Genomic DNA, 18371 nt, shown 5'->3' with positions numbered 1-18371 from the left:
TAATATGAGGATGGGACACAAATGTACAGTGACGCAGCGTTTCACCCATTCAAAGAGCTTGTGATGCAAAACGTGAACAGGTAGAGTGGTGAGGTTTGTGGATGTGCTGTTAAAAGTGGTTGACATTTGGGCTGGCTGAAGACTTTGCTTGGTAGCGGAAACAGAAGAAAACACGTAAAGACAAGAAAACCAGCTAATGTTTGTCAAGGGGTACCACCAATATTTTAACGAAACTATACGCCAAGGACATAGCGTATTTTTCTATAAACTGAACGATATGATGTCTAATAGGTCGAGTATCAAATTCCATATATTTGACTCCCACCCAAAAAAGCAGGGGCCGAAAGTCCAAAGTCTAGGCTGTCATTGTGATGGAAGTCTTGTTTTAAAAGCAGAAGTCATGTAAAACTTAATGAAAAGGCTGGAATATAGGAGTATGCTACTTGGCGAATATAAACGATATTGCAAAGCGGGCAGGCGTTTCTGTATCGACAGTATCAAGAGTTTTAAATCATAATCCGTATGTATCGGAATCCAAGAGGCTGGCTGTTCAGCGTGTGATTGATGAGATGGATTATACGCCTAATCGACTTGCTGTCGATTTAATACGTAAGGAAACGAGAAGTATCGGTGTAATCATTCCCCACAATAACAATCAAGCTTTTGATCAAATGCTACATGGCATATTAAATCAATCGGTTGAGCTTGGCTACACCGTGATAGTGCTACCTACAAAATACGATGCAGACAAAGAGCTCAGCTACATGAGCATGCTTAAAAGTAAGCAACTGGATGGAATCATCATTACCTCTCGCTCGAACCCTTGGGAGTTGCTTACCCCCTTTGCCAATTATGGAACAATTGTTGCCTGTGAGTTCACCGAACACCCCGAGATTGGCTGTGCCTACATGGATCGATACGCGTCCTTCGTAGAAGCGTTCTCACTGTTAAAGGATAAAGGGCATACACGCGTCGCTTTTACAACGGCAAGAGGTGAAGAAAGCAATAGTACAAGGCTAACGATAAAAGCATATCAGCATGTTTTTGGAAATTTGCTGCCCGAGCACCACGTCAGTAATTGCTACAACATCAATGACGGTATTCGCGCAGCGCAACAATTGTTGAATACACAACATAGGCCAACTGCCGTATATGCCAACGGAGATGAGGTTGCGACGGGGATCTATCAATACGTCAGGAGCGTGCAGCTACTCATGCCTGACGATTTTGCGATCATTGGTCAAGAAAATCAGCCTGTCGGCGTCGGTTTAGGTCTAACAACAGTGGATCATCGATTGGTTCAGGTCGGTGAACAAGCGTTTAATCTTGCCATACAGAAGTCAACGGATAAGCTAGAGATTCCATATCGCATTATCGTTAGACAATCCACTTAAAGTGTTGACTTGAAATGGATTTCATACTTTAACATATCCCTTAGCGTTACCAATAACTAAAGGGGATGATGCTCATGTTTTCAACCTATATTTTCGATATAGATGGCACGTTAATCAATACCGAAGAAGCAGTCCTAGGGTCTTTGCAAAAAATGCTAAAGGTTCACTTTAATCGGAATGTTGACCGACATGACCTCACATTCGTGCTGGGGATCCCTGGAGCTGTGTCGTTGCCCCAACTCGGGATAGCCGATTTTGATCTTGGGAATCGTTATTGGAACAATTACATGACGGATTATCGCCAGACCATTCATGTATTTGAAGGTATCCAGCAATTGCTTAGCACCCTAAAGGAGCTTTCAATTACAACTGGAGTGGTCACTTCAAAGACAAATCAAGAATTTCAAAATGACTTTGTCCCATTTGGTCTCGCTCACAATTTACCACACATTGTATGTGCAGATGATACGAAATTGCACAAACCTCATCCAGAGCCGTTGCTGAAATTCCTTCAGATTTCAGGTGCGAGAGAGGGGTCATCCCTCTATATTGGCGACACCATTTATGACTATGAATGTGCAAGAGACGCTGGTGTAGAGTTTGGACTCGCACTTTGGGGATGTAAGCAACCCGACCTTATTCCGGCGAAATTTAAGTTTGAGCATCCGAAAGATGTACTTTCTTTATTAAATCCTCAATAATTCTATAGGTGATAGGGCTCGTTTTTACTAAGGATGGCGTATATGTGATGTATAAGCTTGTTGGCGCAGGCGATCACAGCTACCTTGTAAGGCTTGCCCTCTTTCTTTTTCTTTTCGTAATAGTCCTTTATTTTTGGATTTGCTCCTTGTCGCAGTCCACATTGAACGGCCAAATAAATGGCTCTTCGTAGTCTCTTTGATCCTCGTTTCGTAATCCTATTATTCGTTGCTGTGAACTTACCTGAGCTATACACTCTCTGGATCAAGGCCTGCATAGGCAACCAATTGTTTCGGCCCCACGAATTGTTTCGTATCTCCGATTTCAGCCACGATAGTAGAAGCGAGTTTGTCACCAATCCCGGGAATGGATTTGAGCAAATAGACCTCCGGAAGATTCATGGAAATGTCCTCCATTTGTGTCTCTAATATTTCGAGTTGTGACTGAAAAGCAAGTAATAAAGTAATCATTCCTTCTAAAACGGTTTGTTGAGAGAGGCTTCGGCTTACTTTGGCCTTTTGCTTCAGCGCTATGTCTAGCAGCTCTGCTCTATCGTTAATCCACTTCTTAGAGTGAGAGAGCTTGGCATGCTCAAACAAAGCCTGAGAGGCATTTTCCACCCTGCCCTGAAGGCAAGCTTGTAGGACTTTTAGAGCCGTTACCGAGTAAAGGTCATAAAATACGGGTTCATATTCGGGAAATACCTGATCTAACAAAGCCCGAGTGTTTAGCTTGGCTTGCACATATAATGATGTTATAAATTCATGCTGTCTGGTCACATTCTGAAGCTCCGTGTGGGCTTCATCCCATTCCCGGTGCGGCTTTAAATCACCGCGGTAGAACATTTCAGCCAAGTGCCATGCATCTGCTGCATCTGTTTTAACTTTGCGCAGCGTAGTCCCTCGAGCTCGCTTAGACTGCAAGGGATTCACAATGAGATGTGCGATTTCTTCTCGTATGAGAAATGCAACAAGCCCACGATGATAATGGCCTGTAGCTTCTAAAACAACAACTGGAGCCTTTCCTGTGCGTTCCTGTAGTTGTTGTAACTACTTCGCGTATACGACGAAAGCCTTGCTCTTCATGGAGGATCGTTTCCGCCTTTGCTAACGGCTCATTTCTTTGCATAAAGGGTTGAAGTACACTCATTCCTTTGGATACGTCTAGTCCAATAACTGGTTCCATAATTCCCCTCCTATGAATACCACCAGTGTCCCCACAATGATTCCAACCTCATAGCTTCGCTTGTTATACGGGATCGCATGCCCCAACCAGCTCAAACATGGTCGTTGGTGATAGTGGGAGAACAGTTTTCTTGACGGGGTTATTTATTTCCCTAAAACCACCTAGTTCTTCCCGGCTATCGTCATCTTAAAACACCTATTAAAATAGGCCAACCAAATTTTTGGTTGACCTAATAATACGAAAAACCTTGGTTAGGATTTTGAACGATGTCGCTTTTTTGGGGTACGTGATGAACGGAATGACTACAATCAGCAATTAAAAAACGGCAAGTCGATGTATGTAAAGAGGAAGGGAAAATAAATTCCATGTAAGCGTTTGACATATTGGAATATCAATCTATAATTATGAGCAGACTTCACCTCACCGAGAGGGAAGAATCCTGACTTTTCTCAGTCTGAATCAGATGATGATGTTACCTGTTTTTTTAATGGGTTGTTGCCTATCAGGAATACGATAATTGATAGAGCTGTTGTTCAATAAACAGCAAGCTCCATAATCAGGGGCTTGCTGTTTTATTTACCTAAGGAGAATGGTCGAAATGACACTTAAAAAAAGAATCTTTTTATTGTTTTTTCTCAGCGCGTTTATTCCCTTTATCAGTATATTTACAATTTCTTATTATACCATTGATTCCATTTTTGCGAATAAAATCAATGATGGAATTAGAAGCAATCTACAGCAGGTAACTTCATCACTGGAAAATTCAATTACCAACCTGAATCATGTTACTCAGCAATTATCATATAGTGGTACATTAGGCAAAAAACTGGATGAAGTTTTGAAGCCTTCCTCCAATATATTTGAATTGGTTGAGGCTAGAGATGAATTAAAGAATGAGTTAAATGTCGTAACGTTTACTAATCCGAATATAGGTCTAACCTTGTACTATTTCCAGAAAGAAGGCACTACACAGTTCGCTAACTTTCCCATCAAAGATCGTTTTTCTCCTGAGTCTTTGCCTGTGCTTACCAAATCATACGGCATTGCGTACTATGGTCCCCATATGAGTATGAACCGATTTGATGATCAGCTTGTTTTATCTGCTATGCGAAAGGTACAGCTGCCTCAAAGGGACGATGTATATATTTACGTCGAATCCGGCTTTCGTCTTACACAGGATATACTGGGTTACAATCAATACCAAGGAGCTTTATCGCATTTGATCCTGAATGGTGAGGGCAAAATTGTGTACAGTGAAATTCCAGAAGTGATGAAAGTCGGGGAGAATTTCTCCAGCTTATCAAAAAGTGCTGCAAAAGATGGAATAGCCCGTGATTACCATTGGTTTAAGGAGGACTCCGCTCAGAATTGGAGCGTCATATCGGTAATTTCGCAGGCTAAGTATCAACAGGAGAAAAACCAGTGGTTGCTTCAAATATTACTGGTCGCTTTATTTTTTCTCGGCTTTACCGTATTCCTTGCTTGGCTTCTGTGGAAGATGGTCTACAAACCACTCGGTCTTTTCCATTCGGAAATTAACGGAATGTCTCAGAATCCACAAAAGGCAGGCAGCCAGACCCGCACTCAAATTCCTGAGTTTGACTTTCTGTTGGGGGAATTCTCAAATATGCAGCATCAAATCGGCGACCTGTTCAAGGAAGTGCAGCAGAAAGAGAAGATTCGTGCAGATTTGGAAGTGGAAAAATTGTTATATCAGATCAATCCTCACTTTCTGATGAATACACTGGATACTGTACACTGGCTGGCCGTCATGAACGGACAAGGGGAGATTGACAAGTTGGTGCAATCCTTGAACAAGCTGTTGTATTACAACTTGGGTAAATTAGGGCAAGTATCCACGATGGAAGAGGAAATTGATGCGCTAAGACAGTATCTAATCCTGCAGCAAATTCGATATGACTTTGAATTTGACGTACGTATTTCAGCGGATGATCAAGTGCTTAAAATACCTGTGCCTCGTTTTATTTTGCAACCGTTGGTTGAAAATTCACTTTATCATGGACTGAGTGACGAAGGTTTTATTCAAATTGAAGTTACACTTGCCAAAACGCTGAATATTTTAATACAGGATAATGGAGCAGGCATGACCGAGGAAGCGATTCAAAGACTTCTGAACAATCGTATAACTGAACATAAAAAAGTAGGGATGGGCATCGGACTCAATTATGTCCACCGCATGTTGAGGGCACAGTACGGAGATCAAGCACAACTGGTGATCGAAAGTGAATTAGGTACAGGGACAAGTATACTGCTCATACTTCCGATCAAAGGAGAAGATGTCTGAGGATGATTAAGGTATTGATAGTGGATGACGATAAATTAGTACGAAAAGGAATAAGCTCCGCGATGCCGTGGAACGAGTTCAATATGGAGGTTGTAGGAGAAGCAAGTAACGGGTTGAAAGCACTGGATTTTCTAAAATCCCAACCGGTCGATCTGATGTTGACGGATCTCGCGATGCCGATGATGTCAGGTATTGAACTGATGCGAGCTGCAAGGCAGCTCTATCCAGAACTACATATTGTCGTATTAACACTGCATCAAGATTTCGATTATATCCAGGAAGCGCTCAGGCTTGGGGCCATCGACTATATAGCCAAAGTTCAGCTCGAGAAGGAGCAATTCGAACATGTGCTGCATCGAATACATACCCGGATTGACGAACTGGCGAATACAAGACCAAAGCTGCCACTGCTAAGTGAGACCAATGTCCATTATCGCCATGTGTATGCACTTGTATCACTGGATCGCAAGTCAGGACAGAGCTGGCCGATTGAACTGACATTCAATGTAGACGAGATCCGATGGGAGGTTGAACGGAACTGCTGGATGTGGGCGGCACCCATGGACGTAGAGGATCAGCTGTTCCATAAACTGAAGGAATCCCTGGATCAAGTTCCCCAAGGCGCCTTGCTGGTTATGTCCGATGTACAAGGCCGAACATGGTCGCAAATCCAAAACTGGATTATGAATTATACAGAAACGTCGTTATTCTATGCATACAACCCTTATGATCCTGTTATTACCGTTTCGATGAATGTGGAGGACTCATTTCCAATAGAACCGAAGGATGAAGACATGGATCGTATTAAGCAAAGTTGGTTCCTATCACCATGGACCCACAACGACAGTTATTACAACCAAATGATTGAACAACTCAAATCACTAAGACTGAATAAAGGCCAGCTGATGGGATTGCTATACTCGATAGTTATGGAATGGAATCACCTTTTTGCCCAGACTACGCTGGGTAGAATCTCAATGATCCATTCTTTTCAATCCTGGTACGAGGTAGAAGATTGGATCAAGCAGACCTCTGTGGGCATTCGTAAGTCAGATGAACAGACTTCGTATTCACAGGAAATTGTAGACGCCGTGAAAAAAGCGATTATAATCATGCAAAATGATTTGAGCCAAGCTTTTACAGCCTCTGGTCTGTCCCAGCAACTGAACATCAGCCGAAGCTATTTCAGTCAATGCTTCAAGGATCTGATGGGGAAAACCTTTAATGACTACTCCCGATTTATACGAATAGAGAAGTCTAAAGAGTATTTATTGAATACAAACAACACGATTTTCTGGATTGCGGAGCGAGTGGGTTATACGGATGAAAAATATTTCAGCCGAATTTTTCGCGAATTGACAGGTCTGTTGCCAAGTGAATATCGACAGCTTGGCAGAGGGGATAAATAGCGTACTTTCCCAGATGACCAATAAACCAGGCGAAAGAGGGGAAAGCGATGATTAAGAAGATGGCTGCATGTGTTCTTGTCGTCAGCTTAATTGCAGTGACCGTATATTTCAGCAGCCCATACTTCCGTGAATCGCCAATGGGACCAACGAAAACAATCTCGGACACTGCCGCTGCTGATCCATTGGGGAAATATGAACATCCCGTTTCCATCCGACTGGGATATGTGGTAGACCCAACAGGCGCGGATCTCTCCGAAGGAGAAACGCTTGAGAAGAATATATGGAAAACGATGATTAAACAAAACCTTAACATTGATATCCAGGTATTATGGCAGGTATCGAAGGAAAATCTGAGTCAGAAAATCGATCTGGCTATCGCCAGCAATGATCTGCCGGATGCCATGATTGTAAATCAGCTGCAGCTGAACGAGATGGTCAAGGCTGGAGAAATTGAAGATCTAACCGAGGCATACAATAATAGCGCATCACCAGAAATAAAAAAAATTATCGATAGCACAAACGGATTGGCTATGGAACAAGTGACCTTCGCTGGTAAGATAATGGCTGTTCCTTCTGTGACAGCGGAAGACTTCAGCATGCTCTGGATTCGACAGGATTGGCTGGACCGTCTTGGACTGAAGCCGCCGAAAACGGTAGATGATCTGGAAGCTATCGCCAAGGCCTTTGTGGAGAATGACCCAGATGGAAACAGTAAGCGGGATACGATTGGCCTTGCTTCAAGCACTGGACTGTATAACGATTTCAACAACAGTGCTTTTTCTTTTGATCTAACGCCAATCTTCGCAGCATATGGATCTTTCCCGGGATATTGGCTGAGCAAAGATGGAAAACCTGTATACGGTTCGATACTACCGGAAACGAAGGACGCCTTGGTCAAACTGCGTGAAATGTACGCCAAAGGCCTTCTCAATCCAGAACTGGGTATCCGTAAAGAAGCGGAAGAAACAGTTATTAACGGTCAGGCGGGGATGTTCTTTCAAGGTTTCTATGCTGGGTACTGGCCCCTTCCGAGCGCTTGGCAGAACGAGCCGGAGGCGAACTGGCAAGCATACGCACTCCCGCTGGATGCAAACGGAGCATACCATGTGAAGGTGGATAATCCGTCAAGTTCATTCTTGGTGGTACGAAAAGGATATGCTCATCCCGAAGCGATTATTAAAATTAACAATCTGTACCTTCGTGATGAGTTCAAGTACGGTACGCGTTTTATGCTGGGCCGCAATTTCTTTGCTCCGGCAGATGAAGCACGATATGAATCGAAGGCCGCGCAGGACATTCTGATGGGAACCAAAACACCCGCCGATTTCAAGGACAAGTCTGAATACAAATTGCTGGAAAACTTGGTTTCGACAATAAAACAAACCAAATTGAAGCCTTATGATCAATATGGTATTTCCTATTGGAATAAACACAGCGACAGCTTTATGCGGGGTTACTCGCTTCTTGTAGGTGGAAGAAATTTTTTTGATCCAAACATTCATAAAGTTCGAAGCCTTACCTATATACGAACTCCAGCGATGGAGAAGGCGTGGAGTAAACTATCAAAACTGGAACATGATACATTTTTAAAAATTATTTTAGGCGCTGAACCGATAGATTTATTTGATCAATTTGTCGAGGAATGGAAGGAACAAGGGGGCGACCAAATGACTGTGGAGGTGACTGTACCCCATAATCATCGCTGAAGACCATCATGAATGTGATACGATAAATTCTATAAGACACTTTTATAATTCCATTAATCAAGCCGACAGATTTCTGTTTCAGGAGCTGCCGGTTTTTTGTTCTTCACTTTGATTAGTAAGTATGGATAGACAGATGTATGTCGATAGGTAGGATAAATGATTACAAGCTAACTATGACCTCATGGTCTGACATGAAACCGCATACATTTTTCTATCCAAACAGACGTTAAATCCCTATCTCGATTTGTCTTCAGCAAGTTTTATAATGAAAGCGTAAACAACAATGATTAAGAAATATTCACAACAAAGGGGAATCGAAATGTGATGAGAACTAAATGGTCCATAAAAAGCAAACTGTTAACGAGACGTCTGGCTGTACTGTCGATATCTGCCCTGATGATTTCAACCCTTGCAGCCTGTGGGGGTTCATCCAACCCTCCCACTGCGAAGGAAGCGGGGAAATATGAGGTAACACCGGGAGACCCATTCAGTGCCTATAAAGACGAAATAACGGTCACGATGGGGCGTGTGACTACAGCCAACCCAAAACTGCCGGCTGGAGATTCGTATGAGAACAATGCGTATACTCGACTGGTCAAAAAAGCGTTTAACGCTCAGATTAAAGACCAATTTGAAGCCAACGGAGAAGATTACAGCCGTCAGGTTTCTCTCGCCATCGCCTCTGGAGAACTGCCTGACATGATGCGTGTCGATTCCAAGGATGAACTCAAAGAACTGGTTGATAATGATCTGATTGAAGATATGACGGAAATTTACAAACAGTATGCCACGGATAATATCAAGAATATTTACGACTCTTATGAAGGCCGTGCATTAGACAATGCGACGATAGATGGACGTTTAATGGGGCTTCCGGCTACTTCCCTAGATTCCGCACCAACCATGGTCTGGGTTCGTCAGGATTGGCTGGATCTACTGGGAATCCATCTTGACGCAGACGGAGATGGTGCCATCAAGCTGGACGATGTGGAGAAAACGGCCGAGGAATTCTTGAAAAGAGATCCGGGTCAAACCGGGAAACCGGTAGGCATACCCTTTGTGAACACCCTGAATACAACTGACTATAATGGTTCTGCCTATACCATGCTCGGAGTTGCCTCAACAAAGGGTTCATTCCCTCAGTACTGGATGAAGGGTAAAGACGGTAGCATTGTTTATGGCTCGACAACAAAGGAAACCAAGCAGATGCTAGGCGTCATGGCAGATTGGTTCAAGAAAGGCATCATCGATCCGCAATTTGGAACACGCACATTTGATGACATCACGGCACTGTACACCAACGGCCAATGCGGCATTGCTTTTGGACCATGGCATATTCCCGACTGGGGTCTGGGCAACGTGAAGCAGAAGGATAAGAATGCGAAATTCACGGCTTACACTTTGGAGGATGCAGATGGAAAGGTAAACGTGGCACACGCCAATCCAGCTAATCAGTTTATCGTTGTAAGAAAAGGATACGAACACCCGGAACTCGCTGTTAAAATAGTAAACCTTTTCTACGATAAACTAGCAAATGATAAAAATGTGGGAACATCTATGCCAGAAGCTGCCAAGTATCAAGAGAACGGCGTAGACGGTTCTACCAGACCGTTTAATATTGAAGTCAACTCGGCGACCTCGTTACTAGATGACTACTCTGACATCGTTCGCGGGATTAAAGGAGAGATTAGTCTGGATCAGGTCCGGACAACAGAATCAAAAAACAATATTAAGAGTATCCAAACTTACTTGAGTGATATGGATACGGATAACGTAACAGCCTGGTCGAAATATCACTCGCGTATCAACGGAGTGGGGCTTATTGACAAACTGACAAGGGAAAACAAATTCGTTTGGATGACACCTGCTTACTCTGGAACTACACCAAGCATGAAACAGACCTGGGCTAATCTGACCAAGATGGAGCAGGAATCTTTCATCAAAATTGTGACTGGTGCTGAACCTCTGAATTACTTCGATACATTCGTTAGCAATTGGAAGAAGCAAGGCGGTGATCAGGTAATTCAGGAAATTAAAGACGAGGTTGCATCCAAAAAATAAACAATCTTGAACTGTTTATAGGGCTGCGATACGCAGCCCTGCTTTTAGGAAAGGGGTCCATCCATGAAACAGGGAAATGATAAAGCAAAGAGCCCGTTCGGTACGGGTGCCATATATCATCTGATGATGCTTCCGGGTATTTTATTTTTGCTGGTATTCAGCTATGTTCCGATGGTCGGTGTCATTACGGCGTTTCAGGATTATATACCAGCCAAAGGAATGTTAGGCTCCAAATTTGTAGGGCTGAAGCACTTTATTTATATGTTTAAGTTGCCGGACATCGCACAGGTTTTTAGTAATACGTTGGTGATTGCCATTGCCAAGATTCTATTGGGAACAATCATGGCTATCATTTTTTCCATTTTGTTAAATGAGATCCGCATCAAATTCGTTAAAAAATCCGTACAGACCATTGTTTATCTGCCACACTTTCTATCCTGGGTAGTTCTAGCGTCCGTGGTTGTTAACATGTTCAGTTTGGATGGAATTGTGAATCAAATTTTGGCTTTTTTCGGTCTGCAGAATATTAATTTTCTCGGCAGCAACACCTGGTTCCAGCCGCTGATTATTGGGACAGACGTGTGGAAGGAGTTCGGCTACAGTTCCATCGTCTATTTGGCTGCAATTACTTCGATTGATCCGGGCCTGTATGAAGCGGCAGGAATGGATGGAGCCAGCTGGTGGAGAAAAGTATGGCATATTACGTTGCCAGGCATGCTGCCTATTATCCTGCTCATGGGAGTGATGAGTCTGACCAATATTTTGAGTGCCGGCTTCGATCAAATTTATAATCTGTATAACCCCGTTGTCTATGAGTCGGGAGATATTCTGGATACTTATGTATATCGGATTGGACTTGTCGGGCGACAGTATAGCTTTGGTACGGCTGTTGGTCTGTTCAAGTCAGTGATCGGTATTGTTTTGCTATTGTCCGCCAACCAATTGGCCAAAAAATACACTGACCGAAAAATATTTTAAGGAGGTCAAGCCTGTGTCCTATTTTGTAAACCAAAAAGGTCGAATTGGCGGGTTAATCATCTATGCCATCGTCATTTTGCTGGCATTGATTTGCCTTCTTCCATTATGGAATATCGTTGCGATTTCATTTAGCAGCAGTGAGGCCGTGTCAGCTAATGCTGTAGGTCTCGTACCGGTCAATTTTACAACCGCAGCGTATACGAAAATTATCGATGATGCTCAGTTCTGGCGTTCCTTTGGCATATCTGTTCTACGTGTTGTGCTCACACTTCTTCTCAACATGATTCTTATTGTTCTAATGGCATACCCGCTCTCCAAGTCGAAAAGAGAATTCAGGGGCAGAAACATTTATATGAACGTCATGATTTTTGCCATGCTGTTCAGCGGTGGGATGATTCCAAGTTATCTATTGATCAAAAACCTCAATATGCTCAATACAATTTGGTCGCTTGTTCTACCAGGAGCTGTCCCTATATTCAGTGTCATCCTTGTCATGAACTTCTTCTCTGCTGTACCTAAGGCCCTAGAAGAAGCAGCATTCATCGATGGGGCGAGTCCGCTGCAGGTCCTGTTCAAAGTGTATGTTCCCGTGTCCATCCCTGCGCTGGCGACGGTAGCACTATTCAGTATCGTGGGAACGTGGAATGATTTCTTCAGCGGTTTGATCTATATGACTCAAGTCAGCAATTATCCACTAATGACTTATATTCAGTCCCTTAACGTGAATATTGCGGAACTTCTTCAATCCGGGACCAACTCAGCACAACTCAGCAACTTGACTGAAATTTCAAACAAAAATCTAAATGCGGCCAAAATCGTAGTCGCTGTCATCCCGCTGCTGCTGATTTATCCGCTGCTTCAAAAATATTTTGTGACTGGAATTGTTGTAGGATCGGTAAAAGAGTAATTGTATGATGTGACTTGATTAAGATAAAAACACTATTCGTCTATTGGAAAGGTTGTAATGAACAATGGAAAATAAAAATTGGTGGAAAGAAATTGTTGTATACCAGATATATCCACGGAGCTTTCAAGATAGTAATGGTGATGGAATCGGCGATTTGAAAGGAATTGTTTCCCGTCTGGACTATTTGCAGCAACTCGGTGTCGGTGCAATTTGGCTATCACCAGTTTGTAAATCCCCTCAGGATGATTATGGTTATGATATTTCGGACTATCGGGATATTGATCCGATGTTCGGGTCTTTGGATGATATGGAGATGTTAATTCATGAAGCTGGGAAACGTGACATTCGGATCATAATGGATTTGGTATTGAACCATACTTCCGATGAGCATCCCTGGTTTCAAGAAGCAAAAAAAAGTAAAGAAAATCCGCACCATGACTATTATGTCTGGAGAGATGGCGTTGAAGGAATGCCACCAAACGACTTGGGTTCCACCTTTGGTGGTTCAGCTTGGGAATGGGTACCCGAAATAGGACAATATTATTTACATCTTTTTTCTGTAAAACAGCCGGATCTCAACTGGGAAAACCCAAAAGTCCGACAAGAGATTTACGAAATGATCAATTGGTGGATAAGCAAGGGTGTAGGCGGTTTTCGGCTTGACGTAATTGACTTAATCGGAAAAGAACCAGATTTGAAAATTACCAGCAACGGGCCAAATCTGCATAAGTATATCAGGGAACTCAGCAAGGAGACGTTTCAAAAAGCTGGAGACCTGCTGACGGTTGGAGAAACATGGGGCGCTACGCCAGAGATCGCCAAATTGTATAGCAACCCGGACGGCAGTGAGTTTTCAATGGTATTTCAATTTGAACATATTAGTTTGGATGAACAAGAGGGAAAAGGGAAGTGGGATCTTAAGCCTCTAGATTTTCTAGAATTAAAAAAAGTGTTGTCCAAATGGCAGACAGAGCTGAAGGGGGATGCCTGGAACAGTTTGTTTTGGAATAATCACGACTTACCCCGAATCGTTTCTCGTTGGGGAAATGACGGAGAATACAGGATAGAATCGGCTAAAATGTTGGCAACCCTTCTTCATGGCATGCGAGGCACACCATACATTTATCAGGGGGAAGAATTAGGAATGACGAATGTTCAATATCCAATTGAAGACTATCGGGATATTGAGTTACTAAATTTCTATAAAGATAGAATTGAGAAAGGATACCCCGAAGACAAAGTTATGGAGTCAATCTTTGCAAAGGGTCGTGATAACGCTCGAACACCAATGCAGTGGGACGCTTCAGACAACGCTGGTTTTACATTAGGGAATCCTTGGATTAAAGTAAACCCGAATTATAAGGATATCCATGCACAAGAAAGTTTAAATAACCCTGAGTCCATATTCCATTATTATCAGAAACTAATCCGATTAAGGAAAGATCATGAAGTGATCATATATGGGGATTATGAGCTGATGTATCCCGAGAATAAAGATTTGTTCGCGTACACTCGAACGCTGAAAGGGGCTAAACTACTTGTAGTATGTAATTTTCAAAAATACACAACCGATCTCCCACTTCAGAAAGAGCTGGCAGAGACTAAACAGCTGCTAATATCCAATTATCCGAATAACATGTCTGATGTAGAAATGCGCCCTTATGAAGCGAGAATGTACCTTATCGATACACTCAATAAATGAAAATGATTATCCCACAAATGTATATTGTCGGACATTCCATCGGTGGGCAAGTGGTGACTGAGTTTGCGTTATCATATCCATCTATGATTGCCCTTTCATTAACGGGATTTGCATATTCGCAAGAATTCACCCATTATAACTAGCTAATAGCATCTGACGTTTTTGTCACAGGTAAGAACCATACGTGAATAGATTGGGTATCCCTTGAATCAAAAAAGAGCAACTCCGAAGAAACATCTTGGTGCTTGGAAGCGGCGGGTGAGTGGAAATCGGTTGTTTACAGATATGGAACAGCGACAGTCTAGGACTTTATTTTCTCGTCCTTGATTGTCGCTGTTTCAATTTCTAGGCTCAGTCTAATAAGGAATTTATTTAACAGATATAGAGAATGAGATGGTGCAACAGACAAGCGGATTGACACAAGAGATTGAGAACGAACTTATAACTTCCATGTCAATAGAGGAAATGAAACAGTTCCCAAGAAGGAAGCATCATCACTAACAAGCCAATAATAGATCTAAGAGGCAGCGGGACGATAAATCATCAAGAATGACTAACTAAACTAACATGATGGTTCAACTGAACACAAAAAGAGATAACCCTAATAAATTCAAGGATCATCTCTTTTTATATAAAACAATTGAACACGAATAAACGCTATGATATAATCTATAACGCTACTGACAAATCATATAAATGAAAATAATTTTATTATCCCTATTTTCATAATACATCTAGAACTTTGATTTGTCAATGCTTTTTTTGCCCCCAAAAAAATAGAAAAGGATGGTGGAATGTGCGATCAGGCTGGGTACATCCTCAAGCGGTTTTGAGAAGAAGTACACGACGACTTACTTCAGTGGTGACTAGGCATGATCATGATTGTTCGCTTTTTTCTCTATATTAATGGTTAGGAGAGATGTTGAATGAATTCACTGGTTCTTGATTTTCAAGAAATGGATAACACTCAGCTTTTGCTTGTTGGTGGAAAAGGGTTGCACTTAGGGACATTAGCCAAAATGGAAGGAATGCAAGTGCCAGAAGGGTTTTGTGTTACAACAGTGGGATATCAAAAAGCCCTCGAACAAAACGAAATGGTTCATGCTTTGTTGGATCAGCTAACTACGCTTAAAGTAGAAGATCGAGAACAAATTGATGAAGTCAGCAAAAAGATTCGACAGGCCATTATGGAAGTAGCCATTCCTTCCGATGTTGTGAAAGCAGTTGCCCACTATCTCTCCCAGTTTGGAAATGAATATGCTTATGCCGTGCGTTCTAGTGCGACTGCTGAGGATTTGCCGCATGCTTCTTTTGCTGGTCAACAAGACACCTATTTAAATATTATCGGCAAAGAATCCATCTTGGAGCATATCCGCAAATGTTGGGCTTCTTTATTTACAGAACGCGCGGTAATTTACCGAATGCAGAATGGATTTGATCACAGACAAGTTTATTTATCTGTTATCGTTCAAAGGATGGTGTTTCCACAGGCTTCAGGGATTTTATTTACCGCTGATCCCATCAATTGCAACCGAAAGCTGCTCTCTATCGATGCTAGTTTCGGACTTGGAGAAGCGCTGGTCTCCGGCTTGGTATCTGCCGATTATTATCAAGTACAGGATGGGGTAATCGTCAACAAGAGGGTGGAAACCAAGAAAATGGCTATTTATGGACGAAAAGAAGGCGGAACAGAGACCAAGCAGCTCAGTCCTGATCAGCAAAAGACGCAAACCCTTACGGATCAACAAATTTTACAACTGGCACGCATTGGAAGACAGATCGAAGAACATTTCGGCTGCCCACAAGACATTGAATGGTGTTTGGCTGATGATACATTTTATATTGTTCAGAGTCGGCCGATCACCACTTTATATCCCATTCCTGAAGCAAATGACCAGGAGAATCACGTGTATGTATCTGTCGGCCATCAGCAAATGATGACTGATCCTATTAAACCACTGGGGATATCTGTTTGGATGTTAACAGGTGCTACACCCATGTTTAAAACTGGTGGTGGAAGGCTGTTTGTGGATATCACGATGGGCCTATCTTCACTGGATGGGAGGCAGAATTTATTGGATGTTTTAGGACACTCCGATCCGCTCATAAAAGACGCGCTTATTACCATCATAGAGCGGGGAGATTTTATAAAATTGGACCCATCTGACAAAAGCGAACCGGGGCCTGTTAAAAGCCATAAGGGTATGTCGTCTGCGGATATTCTGGAAGAGGCAGGAAATGACCCGGCAATTGTTGCTGATTTGATTAAGAGTAGTGAGACATCGTTATCAGCGTTAAAACGTAACATCCAAACGAAATCAGGATTGGATGTATTTGATTGTATTCTGGAAGATATGCAGCAACGGAGGCAGCGTGCATCAGATCTGAAAAATTTGAGTGTAATTATGTCCGCCATCCATGCTTCAGCATGGATCAATGAAAAAATGAATGAATGGTTAGGTGAAAAAAATGTAGCAGACACACTTTCCCTATCTGTACCTAATAACGTCACTTCTGAAATGGGCATGGAGCTACTGGATGTTGCAGATGTGATTCGTCCCTATCCGAAAATAGTTGAGTATTTACAACAGGTAAAGGATGATAATTTTTTAGATGAACTGGTTCAATTTGAAGGTGGGCAGCAGGTGCGTGATGCTATCGCTACTTATCTCGACAAATATGGCATGCGATGTGCCGGGGAGATCGATATTACAAGAACACGCTGGAGTGAAAAACCAAGTATACTGGTGCCTATGATCCTCAGTAACATCAAAAACCTTGAGCCTGGCGCCAGTAAACGAAAATTTGAGCAAGGGCGACAGGAGGCTTTGAAAAAAGAACAGGACTTATTAGCCCGATTGAAACAATTACCAGGTGGTGAACAAAAAGCCGAAGAGACAAAACAAATTATCGACCAGATCCGGAATTTCATCGGTTATCGTGAATATCCAAAATACGACATTGTTAGTCGCTACTTCATTTATAAACAGGCTTTACTAAAGGAAGCGGAACGACTCGTACAAGCCAACGTTCTTCATGAAAAAGAAGATATTTACTATCTCTCTTTTGAAGAATTGCAGGAAACTATACGCACCAATAAACTGGATTACCAGGTCATCGACAAACGAAAAAATGAGTACAGATTATATGAAAAATTAACTCCCCCACGTGTTATCACATCTGATGGCGAAATCATTACAGGTCAGTACAAACGAGAAAATATCCCCGCTGAAGCTATTGTAGGCCTGGCTGTTTCTTCGGGCGTTGTAGAGGGGCGAGCTCGTGTGATCCTGAATATAGAAGGGGCTGATCTGGAAGATGGCGACATACTAGTCACCTCCTTTACTGACCCCAGCTGGACTCCATTGTTTTTATCCATAAAAGGCTTGGTTACTGAGGTGGGCGGACTGATGACGCATGGAGCCGTTATCGCACGTGAATATGGCTTGCCAGCCGTTGTCGGAGTGGAGAATGCGACCAAACTGATAAAAGATGGCCAACGAATTCGCGTGCATGGAACAGAAGGGTATATCGAATTTTTGTAATGGATAATTAAGGGGGGGTAATTATGGGCAGTGGCGGTCATTTAAGCTTGCCGCTGCATTTAATTCAAACACATACAGGCCTAGCATTCGTTTCACCTAACCCACAGGGCAATACCATGATTCCGCTAACTAGCGGTAGTATCATCCAAAAGTGATTTCCTGCATGAATTAGTGTTCAATTCTCCTGTATGATAAACTTGCAAGAAGTTATTAATAACTGCAAAGTGACCGACACTCAAGTCATGTGGAGTGCGTAGCTCGGATGGACTTTATCGGAAAAGGCTGAAAACCAAAACTTGTGATAGTTTTCTTGCTCCTTTTCACACTGTCTTTTGATTAGACACACTCCCGGACATTACGTCAAAAGCTATGTGCAGGCCTTCAAGCTGGAATATGTACATAGCTCGAACGCTATTGAAGAGCATACCAGTTTGTTAAAGCCAGCATTGCCCAGGTCGTTGCTCAAGCTCTTTTTCCAGC

At 42.6% G+C, this 18371-nt stretch carries 11 protein-coding genes and 1 pseudogene; 11 read left to right on the top strand and 1 reads right to left on the bottom strand.

The window, feature by feature from the left end; all coding sequences use genetic code 11:
* Positions 1-443: 443 nt before the first annotated feature.
* Positions 444-1394 carry a LacI family DNA-binding transcriptional regulator gene (locus HFD99_RS16095; RefSeq protein WP_123797237.1) on the top strand — a complete coding sequence of 317 codons (951 nt, stop codon included), beginning with the start codon at positions 444-446 and terminating at the stop codon, positions 1392-1394.
* A 74-nt stretch (positions 1395-1468) separates the two neighbouring features.
* The gene (locus HFD99_RS16090; protein ID WP_123797236.1) at positions 1469-2095 is read left to right on the top strand and encodes an HAD family hydrolase; all 627 of its coding nucleotides are present in this window, start codon (positions 1469-1471) and stop codon (positions 2093-2095) included.
* Positions 2096-2097: 2 nt separating this feature from the next.
* Here the strand turns inward: HFD99_RS16090 and HFD99_RS26085 are convergent.
* A pseudogene (locus HFD99_RS26085) lies at positions 2098-3278 on the bottom strand (IS110 family transposase).
* A gap of 598 nt (positions 3279-3876) precedes the next feature.
* On the opposite strand from HFD99_RS26085, the gene HFD99_RS16080 reads away from it, so the two are divergent.
* The 9 genes from HFD99_RS16080 (at position 3877) to HFD99_RS25945 (ending at position 18046) form a co-directional block, all read left to right on the top strand.
* Positions 3877-5583, top strand: coding sequence for a sensor histidine kinase (locus tag HFD99_RS16080; RefSeq protein WP_045244559.1), 1707 nt, complete (start codon positions 3877-3879; stop codon positions 5581-5583).
* 2 nt (positions 5584-5585) lie between these two features.
* The gene (locus tag HFD99_RS16075; protein WP_167440951.1) at positions 5586-6992 is read left to right on the top strand and encodes a response regulator transcription factor; all 1407 of its coding nucleotides are present in this window, start codon (positions 5586-5588) and stop codon (positions 6990-6992) included.
* A 47-nt stretch (positions 6993-7039) separates the two neighbouring features.
* A complete protein-coding gene (locus HFD99_RS16070; protein ID WP_167440950.1) occupies positions 7040-8698 on the top strand; it encodes an extracellular solute-binding protein in 1659 nt (552 codons plus the stop codon).
* Positions 8699-9022: 324 nt separating this feature from the next.
* Positions 9023-10759: a sugar ABC transporter substrate-binding protein gene (locus HFD99_RS16065; RefSeq protein WP_016820865.1), complete on the top strand. Its 1737-nt coding sequence runs from the start codon at positions 9023-9025 to the stop codon at positions 10757-10759.
* Positions 10760-10822: 63 nt separating this feature from the next.
* Complete coding sequence (locus HFD99_RS16060) at positions 10823-11737, top strand: ABC transporter permease (RefSeq protein ID WP_016820866.1); 915 nt, start codon at positions 10823-10825, stop codon at positions 11735-11737.
* 13 nt (positions 11738-11750) lie between these two features.
* Positions 11751-12644, top strand: a complete 894-nt coding sequence (locus HFD99_RS16055) for a carbohydrate ABC transporter permease (RefSeq protein ID WP_016820867.1) — start codon at positions 11751-11753, stop codon at positions 12642-12644.
* Between the two features lie 64 nt (positions 12645-12708).
* On the top strand, positions 12709-14346 hold the full coding sequence (locus tag HFD99_RS16050) for a glycoside hydrolase family 13 protein (RefSeq protein ID WP_031461486.1): 1638 nt from the start codon (positions 12709-12711) through the stop codon (positions 14344-14346).
* 926 nt (positions 14347-15272) lie between these two features.
* Positions 15273-17891, top strand: a complete 2619-nt coding sequence (gene ppsA, locus HFD99_RS16045) for a phosphoenolpyruvate synthase (RefSeq protein ID WP_167440949.1) — start codon at positions 15273-15275, stop codon at positions 17889-17891.
* Between the two features lie 23 nt (positions 17892-17914).
* Positions 17915-18046 carry a hypothetical protein gene (locus tag HFD99_RS25945; RefSeq protein WP_019687308.1) on the top strand — a complete coding sequence of 44 codons (132 nt, stop codon included), beginning with the start codon at positions 17915-17917 and terminating at the stop codon, positions 18044-18046.
* Positions 18047-18371: the final 325 nt, after the last annotated feature.

Origin of the sequence: Paenibacillus sp. EKM301P (assembly GCF_011800295.1) — a bacterium.
GTDB lineage: Bacteria > Bacillota > Bacilli > Paenibacillales > Paenibacillaceae > Paenibacillus > Paenibacillus polymyxa.
This window is presented reverse-complemented; position numbering and strand designations above follow the sequence as displayed.